Below are 16,492 nucleotides of genomic sequence, written 5' to 3'. Positions count from 1 at the left end.
AAGCGGGAAAAGAGATCATTTCACGAACGAACGCGAAAGCCTTTCGCGATGCGCGTTCAGCAACTCGACCGTCTCCTCGCGCGTCGTCGTGGTCACCGACAACTTGGTGAAGGCCTGATGGTAGGCCTCGACCGCGGCCGCGTCGGTGATCAGCTCGTCGGACTCGACGCCGTGCGCGCAGGCGATGTCGGGCTCGAACGCCTCGGCGAACCGCCACAACGTGAACGGCCCCGTACGCGGCACGTAGACCGGGTCGTCCATCGGCACGACGTGCAGCGAGACGTTGGGCCGCTTGGCCGATTCGATGAGCACGTCGAGCTGGCGGAGCTGCACGTGGGGGCCGACGATCGAGCGCGCCAGCACGCTCTCGTCGATCACCGCCCACAACACCGCGCTCCCGTCGCGGGTCATGGCCTCCTGGCGGGCCAGCACGAGGGCGAGCGCCTCGTCGACCGTCTGCTGGCCGAGCGTCGCCGGCCCTGTCACGGTGATGGCGGCGCGCGCGTAGTCCTCGGTCTGCAGCAGCGGCGGGACGAACTGCGGCTGGTAGGTACGGATCACCGTCGCCCGCTGCTCCAGCGCGTACGCGGCGGCGAGCCAGACGGGCACCGACTGCGCGTCGTGCCAGGCGGCCTCGCGCTCGCCCCTGGCCAGTGAGAGCACGTATTCGCGGATCGGCGGGGCGGTGACGCCGTAGAGGGTCAGCAGCCGCTCGACGGTGATGGGCGCGGGCGCGAGCCGGCCGTCCTCGACCGCCGGGATCGCGGCGGCGCCCTTGCCGAGCGCGGTCTCGACCTGCTCGACGGAGAGCCGGGCGGCCTTGCGCAGGCCGTGCAGGCGCTTGCCGAGCGCCCGGCGCTGCGGGTCGCCCAGCGGCGTGGCCGCCTCGGGGATGTCGGGGACGGCGGCCTCGGGCTCCTCAGGCAGCCCCTCGGCCTTGCGAGCCAGCTCGACCACGCCGCGCAGGACGACGAGGGAGCTCTCGGACAGGCCGGAGGCGGCCAGGCCGAGGGTGGCCGCGCGCAGCTGGAGGTCGTCGACCGCGCCGGACTCGACGTAGTCGTCGCCGACCAGCCAGCCGACGCTCACCTGCAGGCACGAGGCCAGCGCCCGCAGCACCTGGAGGGTCGGGTTGGTCTGCTTGCCGGTGCGCAGCTGACTGACGTAGGCGCGCGTGATGGGGATGCCGGCCTCCGTCAGGGCGGAGGCGACCTGAGCACCGGTGTAGCCGCGCTTGGTCAGCGCGAGATCGAGCCGTTCGGCGAAGTTCGCCACGGCACACCTCCTACCGCCCGTGAACGTCTCCAGCGTAAGGGACTCCGGGCGCGGTGTCCCCTGCCATGCGGGCCAGCTCTGCCACGCGGACGGGTATCAACGTATATGCAAACTGTCAGTTGACACATCCCGGTCCGTACGGAGACTATCAGCGTGTGTGGTAACTGAGGCTTAACAGTCAAGGGTTCCGAGAGTTCCCGCGAGGAGGTGGCCGAAGGTGACCATGGACACCCCGGGCGGCACGCCGCACCTGGAAGCGGCAGCCTCCCCCGGACAGGAGCAGGTCGTCCGGCGCATCTGCGCCCGGGTGGCCGGGCCGGTGGCCGGCGCGGACGTGCACGTGGCGAGCCTGCCCCTGGGCGGGGTGCAGGTCTGGCTGGACGGTTCCGGCCACCGCTGGCGCTTCTACCACCGGATGGCGCGGGAGCTGCGGCTGGCCGGCTGGCACACCGAGACCGGCCCCGATCGGCTGCTGCTGCTCGGCTGGAGCGCGTCCTGCCTGAGCCATCGCGCCCGGATGCTGGGCGCGGCCCTGAGCGGGAGGCTGGCCGACTTCGACCGTACGGCGTTCACGGCCGTCATGCTCGCCACCCGGCTGCGGCACCGCGGGTTCCCCGCCGGTGACCTGGCCGCCGAGGTGGAGGCGCACTGCCGTGAGTCGCTGCGCTGGCCGGCCCGGCTGGCCGACCTGCGGGGGCTGCAGCGGCGTTCGTCGCTGGAGTCGCTGCGGCTCCGGCTGGCCCAGGTGGCCGGCCTGGAGGCCAAGGTGGGCCGCCGCTGCGGCGAGCACCTCGCGCTCGCGGGGAAGGTCGCCCGGCTGGTGGCAGGCGGCGCGCCCGCGTCCCGCCCGGCCTTCGCCCCGCAGGGCGGCCCGGCGCGGGACCTGTGGACGGAGGCCGTCGCACCGCGCGACCTCCCCTTCGGCCGGGCTCCGGGCGCCCCTCAGCGGAGCGTCTCGGCGCCGCGGGCCGGCCTGACCGAGCGGCTGGTCGGCGTCAGCGTGCCGAACATGGACACGAGCGAGGACGGCCTGGGCGGCGTGAGCGCGGTGACGGCGCCATGACCGCCTTCGGCACCACGAACGACAGAACCCCCATGTCCGCCATGACGGTTATGGGGGGCGACACGCACCTGAGTGCGCGTGAGCGCACCGGAATTGCGGCGCTGTCACCAGGCGGCGGCAGGTCACCGGCCAGGAACGGCCGGCGAGGCCCGTCCGCCGCGCATGCGGGAACGGTGGCGGCGCTCTCAGCGCTGGCCCCGGCGCCTCCCCCCAGCACCGTGCGGCACGTGCCCGATCCCATCGGCGCGGTGTTGTTGGCCAGCGCGGTAGCGGCTGGCGTGCTGGCCAAGTCAAGGGGTTGCGCCTGGGGTCGGCCCACTCCCCGCCGGCCCGGCCGAGCGCGGGGCGCGCCGCGCCGCGGCCGGGTCCGGCGGGGTGCACAGCGGCAGCGGCTCGCCCACGGGCGGCGCCGCCGGACGGGAACCGGAGTGATCGGCGTGGTGGGCGCCAGGATGCCGGTCGCCGAGCCGGCCCACGGGCCGCCCGGCGAACGGTTCCCGTGGAGGGTCCTGTGCGGGAGACCCTCCTGGCCGGTGGCCGTTCCGCCGGCCGCCGTTCTGCTCGCCGCCACGGCGCGGGTGCGGGTCGCCGTGGCGTCGGGACGTGAGGCCGGGCACCGGCCTCATCGCGCGGCGGAAGAGGAGCCGGCCACGCCATGCCGGCTCCTCGCCGGGCCGCGCCACCGAACCTGTGATCTACCTCCGACTCGCAACATCGAACCGCTATGGACAGGAGCGAACATGCTCACCACGGGGCCCACCTCAGAGGAGCTGCGCAGGGCGCGGCCACACGAAGTCCACCCCCGGGGCGTACGGCCCGGGTCCAGGGGCGAGGAGCCGGACCTGTCGCCGCCGGCGGAGCCGGCGCGCAGCGTGCACCGGCTGCGCCGCATCCGGCAGGTGTCCGTCCAGGCCATCACCGAGATCGACCAGGCGCTGAGCCACCGCGCCTCCTGACCGTCCCGCCTTCCCGCACAGGAGGAGACCCCATGCGCATCCTCGCCCCCGCACGACGGGGCACACTGTGAGCCGCGGCAGGGTAGGCGTGATCGTGGCGCCCCCGAACCCGTCGGCCGAGCCGGAGCTGACCCGGTTACTCGGGTCACGCGCCGACATGCACGTCGCCCGCTTCCCCGTACGGTCGGGGTTGTCCCACGCCGACCGGCTGGAGGGCTACAACACCGCGCTGCGCGCCATGACGGGCGCGTTCGGCGGGCTGCGGCTGGACGCCATGGTCATGGCCTGCAGCGAGCCCCGCTACCTGCTCGGCCCCGACGAGGACCGCGAGCAGTGCGCCGAGCTGTCGGAGGCCACCGGGGTGCCGTTCGCCTCCTCCACGCTGGCCACCCGCGAGGCGCTGGACCATGTGCGGGTGGGCGACATCGTGCTGGTGTCGCCGTACCAGCCGTGGGTGACGGAGCTGGCCGAACGGTTCTGGAAGTCGGCCGGGATCAACGTCACCCAGGTCGTCCAGGTACGCGCCGAGCACGGCTACTCCTCCTACGCGGTCACCCCCGCCGAGCTGATCAGCCAGGTGGAGCTGGCCGAGCCGCCCGGGGACGCCGTGCTGCTGTTCACCGGCACCGGCATGGCCACCCTGCCCGTGCTCTCCCGGCTCACCACCGGCAACGACCGGATGTTGCTCACCTCCAACCTCTGCACGGCCTGGTGGGCCCTGTCCCGGGCCACCGGCCGGCACGTGACGCTCAGCCGCGTGCCCTACCGCCGCCACATGGAGGCCCCGGCCGGCGTCGCGAGGAGGCACACCGCATGAACGGCGTCATCGTCGCCGGGGCCGGCCCGACGGGGCTGACCGCGGCGCTCTCGCTGGCCAGGGCGGGCATCAAGGTCACCGTCCTGGAGCGGGAGAGCGAGCTGCCGCGCCGGCCGCGCGCCTGCACGTTCCACCCGGCCACGCTCGACCTGCTGGACGGCCTCGGCGTGGCCGCCCGGCTGGTCGCCGCCGGGCGCGTGGTGGACCGGGTGCAGTGGCGCGACCGGTCCGGGCTGGTGCTGGCCGAGATGGGCATGGACCGGCTCGACGGGCTGACCCGGCATCCGTTCCGCGTCCACGCCGACCAGGCGTCGCTGACCGCGCTGCTGCTGGAGGCCCTGCGGGCCTGCCCGGACGCGGACGTGCGCTTCGGCGCCCAGGTGGACGGCGTGGCCGAGGGCGGCACGGGAATCCGGGTCCGCGTCGGCCACACCTGGACGCGGGCCCGGTACCTGATCGCCGCCGACGGCGCCCACAGCACCGTGCGCGGTTCGCTCGGGCTGCCGTTCCCGCGCTCGGCGTACCCGACGCAGGCGCTGCGGGTGTTCATCGACTCGCCGCTGGACCGGATGTTGCCGAGCCTGGCGCCGCTGACGTACGTACGGGACGTGCAGCAGTCGTGCACGCTGCTCGGGCTGCCGGACCACTGGCGGATCATCTTCAAGATCCCCTGCGACGCGCACGAGCCGCTGTCGCCGTCGAACCTGTCGCTGCTGGTGCGCCGGGCGCTGCCGGGGCTCGGCGGGCCGATCCGGATCACGGGGGCCGACAGGTTCGGGCTGTCGCGAGGTGTGCTGAGCTCGTACCGGTGCGGGCGGGTGCTGTTCGTGGGCGACGCCGCGCACCTGACCTCCACGGTCGGCGGGCTCAACATGAACGCCGGCATCCACGACGCCGCCGAGGTGGCCAAGGTGATCGCCGCCGTGGTCGGCGGGCACGCCCCGGCCGCCGCGCTGGAGGCGTGGGCCTGGCGGCGGCGCTCGGTGGTGCTGCAGCGGGTGCTGCCGCCGCGCGGGACGCGGCTGGCGGGCGTGCGCGAGCACGACACCGCCCGGCTGGAGGAGGCCATGGCGGGGCTCCGGGCGATCGCCGGCGATCCCGACGCGACCCGGGCGTACCTGGCGCAGGCGTCGCTGCTCGACACCGTGCCGCGAGCCGTTCCGAGAGGCACCGTGCCGAGGACCGTCCCGGATCCCGCCGGGAGGTCCTGAACCACCGCGTCCGCGTAGCGACTGGAGGAGGTGACACCGATGTGGCGGACCCTGTCCGACGACGCGCGTCAGGCGATCCGCGACCTGTGCGACAAGCACGGCGCCCGTCTCTACGACTACTGCCGCACCGAGCTGGCCGCGGCCGACGCCGAGCTGGCGGTGGCCGGGGCCGCGCTGACGGCCCACCTGTACGCGGACCGCGTGGTCGATCCGGCGTTGCGCCGGGCGTGGTTGTACTCGGTGGCGCGGGCGCACCGCGCGGTCGTCGCCAGGCCCGCGAGCATCGGCTCGTGGTCGCGGCCCGGCCGGATGTCGGAGCTGCTGCCCGAGGCGCTGCTCTCCCTCGACCGGCCGCAGCGCGAGCTGCTCGACCTGTCCGTACGGCACGGCCTGGGCGACGCCGAGATCGCCGTGATCTTCGAGCTGCCCGCGGACGAGGTGCGCGCGGTCGTCGCGCGGGCCGCGGCCGCCCTGGAGGAGTGGTTCGCCGCGATCATCGCGGCGCGTTCCCGCGACGGGTGCGCCGACCTGGCGGCGCGCGTGTCGGAGTGGGTCACCGCGCCCGGCCGCCGGGCCAGGGCGCGGATCGGCCGTCACATCCAGTCCTGCGCGACCTGCCGGGCCGCGCCCAGGACGATGACCGCTGGGGCGCTGCTGCGCCGCCTGCCGATCACGGCACTGCCCGGCACGCTTCCCAACCGGCTGGCGTCGGCGCAGCCGCTGCCCGGAGAAGGACCTCTCTGGCGGGCGGACGGCTTCCCCGTGCAGGCACGCCTGCTGCTGGAGACCGGCTCCTCGGCGCCGGTCCAGCCGGGTGCCGGCGTCATGCTGTCCGCCCCGGTCGCCGACCCCACGACGGCGACCGCGGGAAAGCCCTGGTCGGCGGCGGGCGCGGCCGCCGCCGACCAGGAGCTCCCTGACCCGCGTCCCCAGGACGACGACCGGACGCCGCCGGACACCGCGGCCCGGGGCACCGGGCGGAACCTGCCGGACGTCTCGCCCGGCCGGAGCCTTCCGGACACCCCGGCCCCGGACGCCGGGCGGAGCCTGCCGGCGGTGCGGGGGCGGCATCCGTTCACGCCGCCGAGCCGTACCCGGGCCTTCCGCGGCGCAGCGTACGGCGACAAGCTCGTCTACACCGTCTCCACCAAGGGGGAGAGCAACGGCGAGCACCGCGACGGCGCGCTCATCCGCTACGGCGGGATCGACCTGACGGCGAACGGCGACGACCAGTGGCAGGAGTTCTGGCGGGACCCGCCGCCGGACGACGACCCCGAGCCCGGCGCGCCGCTGCGGGTGGTGGCCAGGCTCGGCCTGGTCATGGGCGTGGCGCTGCTGGCGGCGGGCCTGGTGTGGGCCGTGATGAACGCGCGCGAGCACCCGGTCACGATCACCAAGGCCGCCGCGCAGACGAGCGTGCTGCTGGATCGGCCCTCGCGGTGGGTGGCCGAGGTCACCGCCCCGCAGGCGGCCGGGTCCGCGATGACGCAGGTGCCGAGGAAGGCCGACCTGCCCAGGCCGGACCCGCCGGTGGCGCGGCTGGCGCCGTCGTCGCTGTGGCTGGGCCCGGAGCGTACGGGGTCGTTCCGGCTGTCGTGCACGGGCTCGTGTGACATCACCTCGGTCTCCGCCACGGACGGCATCGAGGTGTCGGGCACCCGGTTCCGGGTCGAGGAGCCCATGGTGTGCGCCCCGGGCGTGGAGCGCGGGGAGATCGTCGTGCGGTGGGAGGGCCGCGCCACCGGTGACGGCCGCCGCACGGGCGGCACCGCCTCCGGCGGCGGCACGCTCACCTTGGACGTGGCGTGGAGCCGATGCGGGTAGGGCCTCGGGCTCCGCGGAGCCCGAGGCCGTTCCGCCGGTTGTTCTGAAAGAAGCGGAACTTCTAGAAGAAGCGGAACTCGGAGTCGGGCTGCGGCAGCTCGACCCGGTCCGGACCGTGGAACTTGACCTTGTCCTTCGGCAGCCCGGACAACGGCGACGCGAACGGCACGACGACGCTGCTCTTGGTCAGGTCGACGGTCACCTGCGCGCCGGTTCCGGCCTCGTCGGTGTAGTTGGAGTCGGTGCCGGCGATCACCAGCCCGATCCGGTGGCCCTTCTTGAAGATGTAGTCCTGCGGCAGCGTCTGCCACTTGACCTTGCCGTACTCGCCGACGGGCAGCGGGGCGGACTCGCTGAGCGAGTCGCGGTTCTGCACGTCGATCCAGCCGCGGGCGACGATCTCCAGCGGCTGCGTGGCGACGTTGGTGACGACCTTGCGGTAGCAGCCGTCGTCGGCCGCGGTGCTCTCGCCCCAGCAGTCCTCTTCGGTGAGCGTGGTGATGCCCTGGCCGCGGCGCCAGTCGACGCGGGTGGCCGCGCCGAAGTCGACGAGCAGCGCGGTCAGGTTGGAGGTCGGCTTGTCCAGCTTGACCCGCAGGTCCACGGTCGGCGTGCCGGACAGGCGCAGGTCCACCGGCAGCTCACCCGTGGTGAACGCGATCCGGCGCGGGTCGGGCGTGCCGATGTTCGCGACCATGGTGTTCTCGTTCATCCGGGTGTCGGTGAACGTCGCCGTGCTGCCCTTGGCGGCGCGGAACAGGCCGAGCGAGCCGTCAGGCGACGGGCGCAGCGGGGCCTTGACCGCGAACGGCGCCGGCCAGTCGCGCTGGGTGATCCACTGCGCCGGGCCGACCTCCACGTCGGCGCGGGGCTCCCGCATGATGTCGTTCCGGACGCCGTGCAGCCAGTAGTCGAACCAGCGGTGCAGGGTGTCCACCCACAGGCCGCGCCGGCCCTCGAAGTCGAACGGGTCCACGTGCTGGGTCTGGCCGACCCAGATCTTGCGCGGCACGTCCCGGTCGGCCAGGGCCTGCCACCAGGTGGAGAAGTTGTCCGGCTTGACGTTGAGGTCGTTGACCGTGTGGACGACGAAGACGCTCGCCTTGACCTTGGAGGCGTCGCCCAGCGTGCCGTCGATGTAGTCGCGCTCGGCCCACAGCGGGTTGTAATTGCCGGTCTCGTCGCCGTCGGCGGCGTTCAGCGCGTCGCGGACGGCCTGGCACTTGGCGTCGGGGTCGGTGTCGACGGCGTTGGTCAGGTAGGAGATGTAGTCGTAGTTGTAGACCACGCCGTTGGAGCGCTGGTACTTGTACCAGGAGCTGATCGCCGAGATCGGCACGATCGTCTCCAGGCCATCGACGCCGGTGGCGGCGACGGCGTTGGCCAGCGTGCCGTCGTACGACTTGCCGATCATCGCGGCCTTGCCGGTGGTCCAGTCGGCGGCGGCGGGGCTGCCGTCGGCCTTGAAGCCCTTGGCGCGGCCGTTCAGCCAGTCGATGACGGCCTTGCCGCCGAGCACGTCGGCCGGGCCGCCCATGTCGGGGCAGCCGTCGGAGCGGGTGGTGCCGATCATGTCGACGTGGAGGACGGCGTAGCCGCGGGGGACGAAGTAGTTGTCGTAGAAGAGCGGAAATTTCGTGACATTTCCGGCGGCGTCGTAGACCTTGCGCTCCGACTCGTTACCGCGGCCCGAGTTGTCGTAGTACGGGCTCTCGTCGATGATGACCGGAACCTTGAGCCCTGGGCCGGACTCCTTGGGGCGGATGATGTCCACCCTGACCTTGTCGAGGTTGCCGTCGGAGTCGCTGTCGATGGGCGCCTCCACGTACACGTGCTCGCGAACGGCGTCGGCGTAGGAGAAGACCGGCTGGGTGCGCCCGTTCTCGACGGTGATCTCAGGGGTCTCAGGGGCGATCTCGGCGACGGCCTGGGCCGGGGTCGCGACGGTGAGGGAGAGCGCGAGGGCGGTGGCGGCGACGAGGGCTGGGCGTAATTGTGACACGCGTGACCTCCGGGACAGGTGATCAAAATTAGTGGCAAATCTTCCAGACGCACAGGAAACTGGCAAGATCCAGGCATGGATGTTCGAGATCGGGTCAGCGGCTGCCTCCTGGGCGGCGCGATCGGCGACGCGCTCGGGGCGCCGATCGAGTTCCACTCGTTGCGGCAGATCCGTGCGGATCACGGGACTGATGGCATAACCGGATATGTCGCGACATGGCGGGGGCGGACGGGGCTCATCACCGACGACACCCAGATGACGCTCTTCACCGTCGAAGCCCTGGTCCGAGCCCGCGACTCGCAGGCCGGCACGGTGCGGGAGGTCCGGGAGGCGTATCTGCGCTGGCTCGACACGCAGCACCATCCGGCGCCTCCGCCGGCGGATCTCCCCCACCGCACGGGACGCCTGCGCGAGGAGGGCTGGCTGTACTCACGGCGGGCCCCCGGCAACGCCTGCCTGTCAGGCCTGCGCCGGCCCTTCCCCGGCCCGTCGCCGATGGGCCGGCCCGGGCCCGTCAACCCCGGCTCCAAGGGCTGCGGCACGGTGATGCGCTCGGCGCCGTTCGGGCTGGTGGCGCCCTCGCCGCGGGAGGCGTTCGAGTCGTCGGCCGCCTGCGCCCAGATCACCCATGGGCACGTCACCGGCTACCTGGCCGCCGGCGCGTTCGCGGCGATCGTCGCGTACCTGATGAGCGGCGAGGAGCTGGAGCCCGCCGTCCGTCACTCGATGGACCTGCTGGCCCGCTACCCCGGCCACGAGGAGACGACGGCGGCCCTGCGCGCGGCCGTGACGCTGGCCGGGCGGGGCGCGCCGTCGCCGGAGCGGGTCGAGTCGCTGGGCGGCGCCTGGATCGCCGAGGAGGCCCTCGCCATCGGGGTGTACTGCGCGCTGGCCGAGCCCTCCGTGGAGGGCGCGCTGCTGCTGTCGGTCAACCACTCCGGCGACAGCGACTCGACCGGCTCGGTCTGCGGGAATCTGCTGGGCGCCCGGCACGGCGCCGCCGTCCTGCCCGCCGCCTGGTTGCGCCCGCTGGAGGGCCGCGAGACGATCGAGCGCCTCGCCGCGGAACTGTGCTGAACGCCTGCCGCCGCCGCGGGGCAGCGTACGAGATCTAGGGTGGAAGCCCTCCAGCCGATGAGGAGTGGGCGCATGCGGAACGTCACCCGGACGTCACTCGTGGACGCCGCCATCGCGGAGCTACGCCGGGAGATCGCCGAAGGGGTGTGGCCGGTCGGGACCAAGATCCCGTCCGAGCACCAGCTGGCCGAGAGCCTCGGCATGAGCCGGTTGTCCGTACGCGAGGCGGTGCGGGTGCTGGCGCATGCCGGTCTGCTGCACACCCGGCAGGGCGACGGCACGTACGTCACGGCGACGGACGAGTCACAGGTCGCCCTGCGTCGCCGCCTCGACACGGCCGCCGCCATGGACGTCCTCGACGTCCGCCGCGGCCTCGATCTCGTCGCCGCCCGGCTGGCGGCGGGCCGGCGCACGGAGGAGGACCTGACCGCGATGCGCTCCTCCCTGGCCCGCCGCGACGCGGCCGGCCGGGCGGGCGACCTCGACGGGTTCGCCGACGCCGACGCGGAGTTCCACCTGCGGGTGGCGGAGGCCGCGCACAACGCCCTGCTCGGCGACTTCTACCGCACCATGCTGGAGTCCCTGCGCGACAGCGTGAGGGATCAAGAGGAGGCCGCCCTCGAGCCCGACGACTCCCACGGTGAGCTGCTGCGGGCCATCGAGGACGGCGACCCGGCCCGGGCGGTCGCCGTCTCCATCGCCATCCTCGACCAGCAGGAACCCGAGCTCTAGAGCACCCGCGCGGAGAGGAGGCAGACGTCGTCCTCCATGGTGTCGCCGCCGAGCCGCTCCAGCACGCAGTCGATCAGTTCGTCGGAGTCTTCCGCGACGCACGCCTGCACGGCCTGGATCAGCGCGTGCACGCCCGTGTCCAGGGCCTGCCCGCGCCGTTCGACGATCCCGTCGGTGTAGAACAGCAGGACGTCGCCGGGTTCGAGCCGGGCGGCGGTCAGCTCGTATTCCGCGTCGAAGACGCCGAGCAGCGGGCCCCGCCGGCCCTCCAGCGGCGCGACGCGGCCTCCCCTGACGAGCAGGGGGTCCGGGTGGCCGGCGTTCATCCAGGCGAACGTGCGGTCTTCGGCGTCGAAGTGACCGATGATCGCCGTGCCGGTCACCGTCACCCCTTCGCTGGCGCTGGTCAGCAGGGTGTTCAGCCAGGCGCCGAGCTGGTTGGCGGGCGCGCCGGTGTAGGCCAGACCGGCCAGGCCGGCCCGCATCTGGAGCATGATGCCCGCGGCGGTCAGCCCATGGCCCATCGCGTCGCCGATGGCGAGCAGGGCTCTGCCGTCCGGAACGGCGCGGGCCTTGTACCAGTCGCCGCCGAGCCGGGCCAGGTCCTCCGCCGGCAGATAGCGCACGGCGACGGCGAGGCCGGGCAGCCGCATGACGCCCCGGCCAACCGGCAGGATGGTGTTCTGCAGGTGGTCGGCGATCCGGTGCTCCTCCTCGGCGCGCTCCTGCTGCCGGACCGCCCGTTCCTGCGCCCTGGCCTCGGCGCGTTCCCTGCGGCGGACCCGCGTCACGTCCTGGACGAGGAACCGGAGCTTGACCGGGGCGCCGGCGGTGTCCAGCAGCGGCTCGGCGACGACGCTCACGTGCCGCACGCCGTAGCGATGCTGGATCCTGAACTCGGTCTCGATCGACTCCCTGGCCTCCAGCAGCGAGTCGGCCACGTCGTCGAGCACGGGCAGGTCCTCCGGCAGCACCATGGCCGGGAGGTCCTCCAGCGCGACGGGCCCCGCGGCGGGGTCGCGGCCGAACACCTCGTACATCTGATGGGTCCAGATCGCCTGGCGGGTGGCGAGGTTCCACTCGCCCCAGCCGAGCCCGGCCACGTCCTGCGCGCGTCTCCAGCCGGAGACGAGCATGTCCTTCTCGTCGAGCACGCACCAGCTCAGCAGCAGGCCCTCCGCCACCCGGGCGGCGCGCACGCTCATCGTGGCGGGCCAGAGCCGCTCGCCCACGATCTCGACGTGCTCCGTCAGCGCGCGGTGGAAGGGGACGCCGGTCTCGAACGCCGTGATGTACTCGTCGAGCAGCCCCGAGGCCGCCACACCCGGGCTGATGGTCTGCAGCCGCTGCCCTCTCAGCTCCGCGCCGGACCGGCCGTCCGGGGTCTTGCAGTGGCTGTTGACCGCCGCGAGGAAGAAGTCGACCACCCGGCCGAAGGCGTCCGTGACCGGGCAGGAGTAGGAGGCCGAGTCGTGGAAGGTCTCCAGCATGGGCTCGACCCAGTCGCCGAGCTCGGGCACGGGGATGTCCGGGACGGGCGGGGCCTGCACGCGCCGGGCCACCTCCGCCGGGTCCAGCCCGCTGTACTGGGCGATTCCGGCGAGTCGCTCGGCTGCCTCGCAGGGCCGGATGTTCTCCCGCGTCGCCAGCTTGGCGACCGCGTGGTCCAGGACGGCCTTGTCACGCATCCGGCCGCGGACCCGTTCCAGCTGCGCCCGGAGCTTCGCCGTGGCGGCGGTGCTCTCGTAGGAGGCGAGGGGCGGGTACTGGCTCACACCTGTCCCATGCCCTGGGCGGGCGTGGCGAGATAGGGCTTTTGTCATGTTTCGGCAAAACAGCCGTCGGCTCCGCGCGGCTCTCCGGGCGGTCGTGGGCCGGAAGCGGTATGCGGGATTACCAGACAAAGCATGAAATTGTGCGGCATGGTCGGGAGCGACCCGATCTTCGGGAGGTTTCCCGCATGAACTGGCCGCACTGTCCCGACTGCGGCGCCGCCCTCGAGGGCCGCGCGACGTCGTGCCCCGGCTGCGGCCTGCTCCTGAACGGCGCCGCCGCCGAGACGTACCTGGCCGTGTCGGTCGAGCTCGCCGAGTTGGAGGAGCGGCGCGAGGGACTGACGAAGCGCCGCGCGCAGGCACTCGCCGCCATGCGCGCCGCCACCGGCGAAGCACGCTCAGGAACGCGCACGGCCACCACCGTCACGCCCACGGCCCTACGTGAGGCCGAGACGCGCGCCGACATCCGCGCGAACACCCCGACAGCCCCTGCCGACACGCATACGAACACCACGACAACGTCCGCCGAGATGCCTGCGAGCACCGCGACGACGTCCGCTGGGATGTGTGCGGCCGCGGCGGGATCTGTCGCATCGGGCCGTGCAGAACCTGCTCCTGCTGCTCGGCGGGGTGCTGCTGTCGATCGCGGCGGTGGTGTTCACGCTGGTGAGCTGGCAGGTTCCCGCGCTTCGGGCGCTCATCCTGACGCTGTTCACGCTGGCGGTGCTGGCCGCCCCGTGGCTGCTCGTACGCCGCCGCCTGGTCGCGACCGCCGAGACGGTGGCGCTGATCGGGCTCGTGCTGATCCCGCTGGACGCCGTCGCCGTGTTACGGATCTCCGGCGACGACGGCGGCCCCGCCACGGGGCCCTCTCCGGATCCGTTGTGGGGCTGGGCCGTGGGCGCCGCCGCCCTGACCGCCGTGTGGGCCCTCTACGCCTGGCGGGCCCCGCTGCGGCTGCCCGCGCCGGTCGCGATCGTCCTCGCCCAGACGCCGCTTCCGCTGGCCGGGCTGGCCATCGAAGGGGACCTGCCCATGGGCGGGGCGTGGCCGGCCGGGGCGCTGGTCGTGACCGCCGCCCTGGACCTGGTCCTGTGGCGCGCGGCCCGGCGAGCACGAGCCGCCGCCGAATACCTCACCTCCGCCGTCACCGGCTCCCTCACCTGGCTCGCCGGCGTGGGACTGGCCTGCTTCGGGCAGGTCGCGGGGGGTTCCGGCGGAGCGATCGCCTTGGCGGCGGTCATGGGGGCGGCGTCCGTGGTGGCGTTGTCGTGGGCGGCTCGGACGCGGGGGGCGGTCGCCCGCGGGGTGGTCGGCGGTTGTGGCGCGCTCGCCGCGGCGGCCGCGCTGTCCGGGGTGCCCGCCCACGTCGTGCCCGGATCGTGGGTGGCCGCCGTCGTGGCGGGCGCGGCCTGTCTCGTGCTCGCCGCCGCGCTCGGGCTGCCGGCGCGGCTGCGCGACGGGGTCCGCACGGGCGGGCTGCTCGTGCTGGGGACGGCCGCCGCGGCGAAGGCGTACGCGGCGGCCACGGTGGCGTTCGCACCGCTGGGCTGGATCGTGTCCGTCTGGCCGGACATGCCGGACCTCGGGCTGCTGAGCCCGTCCGGCATCCGGTGGGACGACTCCCTCGCGACCCCCGTGGTCATGGCCGCCGCGGCGCTGGGCGCGGCGCTCGTCCCGTCACGTGGCCTGTGGTGGACTCCCGAACTGCGGCAGGCCGTCTGCCTGGTCACCGGCTCTCTGGCCGTGCTGACCGCGCCGGTGGCGGCCGGGCTGCCGTACCCGGTGACGCCGGCGGTGCTGGTGGCCCTGTCCGGCGCGCTGCTGTGGGCGGCCGGCCGCCGCCACGGGGCCGCCGTGTGGCTGGGCGGGTACGCGGGCGTGCTGGCCGCCTGCTGGGCGCTGGCCGACCGGCAGGTCACCGGGGCGGTCGCCGCCGGGCTGCTGGTGGTCACGGCGGTCTGCGCGGTCGCCGGGCGCCGCGGCCCCGTACGGGCCGTGGGCGGTGCCGGGGCGACGCTCGCGGCGGGGCTGCTCGTGTGGGCACTGTGCGGCGGCGGGACGGCCGCCGCCCTGGCCCTGATGGGCGTACGCGCGGCCACCCTCGTCGTCACCCGGCCGTCACGCCGGCTGGCCGCCGCCGTCGTGCGCGGCCGCCGCGCGTACGCCACCCTCGCCCTCGGCGCCCTCGACCGGCTCACCCATCTGGTACGCCCGGGCGGCCGGACGGCGGCCGAGGCGGCGGCGGTCGCCGTGGGACTGTTCGCGCTGGGACAACACCTGGACGAGGAGCAGCGGGCGCTCGTCCTGGCGGCCGGCGCCATGCTCGCGGCGGCCTCGGCGTGGCGGCGGCCGCGCGGGACGTGGCGCACGGTCGCGGTGGCCGAGGCGTGCCTGCTGGCCGTGCTCGCGCCGTTGCCGCTGAGCAGGGCCGTGGTGCCCGCGCTCGTCGGGCCGTACGGATGGCTGACGAACGCCTGGGCGGGCGCCGCGGAGGGGGCTCGTGAGGCGCTCAGCCCGGCGGGACCCTGGCCGGCGCAGCCGGCGCTGCTGCCGGTGCTGGTGCTGGCCGGGGCGGCCGCCACGGTCGCGGTGTGGGCGCGGTGGGGACGCCAGGGCGCGACAGGCGTGGCGATGATCGTGTTCCCGCTGGCGGCCACGACGCTGCCGGTGGTGGCCGATCTGCCGTACTGGGCGGCGCTCGCGTTCCTCATCGTCCTGACGGCGGCTCTGGCGCTGTGGTCGGCGGCGACCCGGTCGGCGGCGGGCGGCGCGAGCCTGTGGACGGCGACGCTGGCGGTGTCCTGGTCCCTGGCCGACCAGGCGGCGACGCTCGCCGTGCTGGCGGCGATCGCGGTGACGGCGGCGCTGTGCGCGATTCGCGGCAGGGGCTCGCCGGTCACGAGCGTGGCCTCGTCGGTGACCGGGCTGGCGATCGGGGCGGAGAGCGTGGCGGCGGCGCTCGGCGGCGGGCTCGGCGAGCGCGACGCGGCGCTGGTGCTGCTGCTCGTGGCGGTGCTGCTGTCGCGGGCCGCCGCCCTGCCCGTCCTGCCGGACGCCGCCGCGCTGCCGCTCGGCGGGGCCGCGCTGGCGTTGTGGCCGGTCTCCATGGTGCTGGCGCAGGACCTGGCCCGGCTGTCGCTGGTGCTCGCGGTGGGCGCGCTGGCGCTGGCCTCGTCGGGCGGGCGGCTGCGCGGGCCGGGACGGACGTGGGCGTACGCGCTGGCCGGGCCGGCGGCGGCGCTCGCGCTGTTGCCGCACCTCGGGCTGTGGATGCGGGTGCTGGAGTACCCCTACGACGCGCTCGAACGTCCGTGGGCCTCGTTGTTCGGCGGGTGGCGGTCCCCGGGCTGGGTCTGGTTCATGGCGGAGCCCGCCGGGCTCGGCGTGTCGAGGGTGGTGACGGCGCTCGGGGTCGGGGCGTTCGCGGTGGCGACCTGGGTGCTGCTGGCGCGCCGGGTGCGCGGCGCTTCGGCGGGACGTGCCGTGGCCACCGCCGCCGTGCCGGGATGCCTGGTGCTCGTGCCCGTGGTGGCGGACCTGCCGTACGCGGGGACGCTGGCGTTCTACGGGGTGGTGCTGGTCGCGCTGACCGTGCAGGCGGTCACCGGTTCGCGTCCCGGTGTGGCGGGGGTGATGGCCGTGGCCTCCGCCGTGCAGTTGGTGGTGTGGTCGCTGGACGACCCCGCGTTCACGCTGGTGGTGCTGGGCGCGATCGCGGCGCTCGCGGTGTTGCCGCACCTCGGGCTGTGGATGCGGG

General features: G+C 74.3%; 10 protein-coding genes and 1 pseudogene. 8 read left to right on the top strand and 3 right to left on the bottom strand.

Annotated features, from left to right (window positions below; genetic code table 11):
- Window positions 1-15 precede the first annotated feature (15 nt).
- Window positions 16-1,275: a helix-turn-helix domain-containing protein gene (locus C1J01_RS21450; protein ID WP_111180771.1), complete on the bottom strand. Its 1,260-nt coding sequence runs from the start codon at window positions 1,273-1,275 to the stop codon at window positions 16-18.
- A gap of 217 nt (window positions 1,276-1,492) precedes the next feature.
- Here C1J01_RS21450 and C1J01_RS21445 point away from each other — a divergent pair, with 217 nt between their 5' ends.
- The 5 genes from C1J01_RS21445 (at window position 1,493) to C1J01_RS21425 (ending at window position 7,146) form a co-directional block, all read left to right on the top strand.
- Window positions 1,493-2,338 carry a hypothetical protein gene (locus tag C1J01_RS21445; protein WP_111180770.1) on the top strand — a complete coding sequence of 282 codons (846 nt, stop codon included), beginning with the start codon at window positions 1,493-1,495 and terminating at the stop codon, window positions 2,336-2,338.
- A 740-nt stretch (window positions 2,339-3,078) separates the two neighbouring features.
- The gene (locus tag C1J01_RS21440; protein WP_111180769.1) at window positions 3,079-3,294 is read left to right on the top strand and encodes a hypothetical protein; all 216 of its coding nucleotides are present in this window, start codon (window positions 3,079-3,081) and stop codon (window positions 3,292-3,294) included.
- 88 nt (window positions 3,295-3,382) lie between these two features.
- Window positions 3,383-4,111 (top strand): maleate cis-trans isomerase family protein, encoded by a 729-nt coding sequence (locus tag C1J01_RS21435; protein WP_220040019.1) that lies wholly within the window; start codon window positions 3,383-3,385, stop codon window positions 4,109-4,111.
- Window positions 4,108-5,322, top strand: coding sequence for an FAD-dependent oxidoreductase (locus C1J01_RS21430; RefSeq protein ID WP_111180768.1), 1,215 nt, complete (start codon window positions 4,108-4,110; stop codon window positions 5,320-5,322). Before C1J01_RS21435 ends, C1J01_RS21430 begins: the two co-directional genes overlap by 4 nt.
- Window positions 5,323-5,361: 39 nt before the next feature.
- Window positions 5,362-7,146: an RNA polymerase sigma factor gene (locus C1J01_RS21425; protein WP_111180767.1), complete on the top strand. Its 1,785-nt coding sequence runs from the start codon at window positions 5,362-5,364 to the stop codon at window positions 7,144-7,146.
- 61 nt (window positions 7,147-7,207) lie between these two features.
- Here the strand turns inward: C1J01_RS21425 and C1J01_RS21420 are convergent, their stop codons facing one another.
- Window positions 7,208-9,148 (bottom strand): Xaa-Pro dipeptidyl-peptidase, encoded by a 1,941-nt coding sequence (locus tag C1J01_RS21420; RefSeq protein WP_111180766.1) that lies wholly within the window; start codon window positions 9,146-9,148, stop codon window positions 7,208-7,210.
- Between the two features lie 75 nt (window positions 9,149-9,223).
- Here C1J01_RS21420 and C1J01_RS21415 point away from each other — a divergent pair, with 75 nt between their 5' ends.
- On the top strand, window positions 9,224-10,225 hold the full coding sequence (locus C1J01_RS21415; protein WP_111180765.1) for an ADP-ribosylglycohydrolase family protein: 1,002 nt from the start codon (window positions 9,224-9,226) through the stop codon (window positions 10,223-10,225).
- A gap of 72 nt (window positions 10,226-10,297) precedes the next feature.
- Window positions 10,298-10,957, top strand: coding sequence for a FadR/GntR family transcriptional regulator (locus tag C1J01_RS21410; protein WP_111180764.1), 660 nt, complete (start codon window positions 10,298-10,300; stop codon window positions 10,955-10,957).
- Here C1J01_RS21410 and C1J01_RS21405 read toward each other — a convergent pair.
- On the bottom strand, window positions 10,954-12,732 hold the full coding sequence (locus C1J01_RS21405; protein WP_111180763.1) for a PP2C family protein-serine/threonine phosphatase: 1,779 nt from the start codon (window positions 12,730-12,732) through the stop codon (window positions 10,954-10,956). The genes C1J01_RS21410 and C1J01_RS21405 overlap by 4 nt on opposite strands.
- Window positions 12,733-13,332: 600 nt before the next feature.
- Between C1J01_RS21405 and C1J01_RS21400 the strand changes: the two are divergent.
- Window positions 13,333-16,492, top strand: a pseudogene (locus tag C1J01_RS21400) (hypothetical protein); the annotation flags it as partial.

It is taken from the genome of Nonomuraea aridisoli, assembly GCF_003236395.1.
Classification (GTDB): Bacteria; Actinomycetota; Actinomycetes; order Streptosporangiales; family Streptosporangiaceae; genus Nonomuraea; species Nonomuraea aridisoli.
The sequence above is the reverse complement of the archived record's forward strand: the minus strand, read 5'-3'. Positions and strand labels throughout refer to the sequence as shown.

What these genes read in the sequence shown, in the direction of transcription:
- C1J01_RS21410 (WP_111180764.1), top strand. Translation starts at nt 10,298, where the DNA reads ATGCGGAACGTCACCCGGACGTCACTCGTGGACGCCGCCATCGCGGAG.
- C1J01_RS21415 (WP_111180765.1), top strand. Translation starts at nt 9,224, where the DNA reads ATGGATGTTCGAGATCGGGTCAGCGGCTGCCTCCTGGGCGGCGCGATC.
- C1J01_RS21430 (WP_111180768.1), top strand. Translation starts at nt 4,108, where the DNA reads ATGAACGGCGTCATCGTCGCCGGGGCCGGCCCGACGGGGCTGACCGCG.
- C1J01_RS21440 (WP_111180769.1), top strand. Translation starts at nt 3,079, where the DNA reads ATGCTCACCACGGGGCCCACCTCAGAGGAGCTGCGCAGGGCGCGGCCA.
- C1J01_RS21425 (WP_111180767.1), top strand. Translation starts at nt 5,362, where the DNA reads ATGTGGCGGACCCTGTCCGACGACGCGCGTCAGGCGATCCGCGACCTG.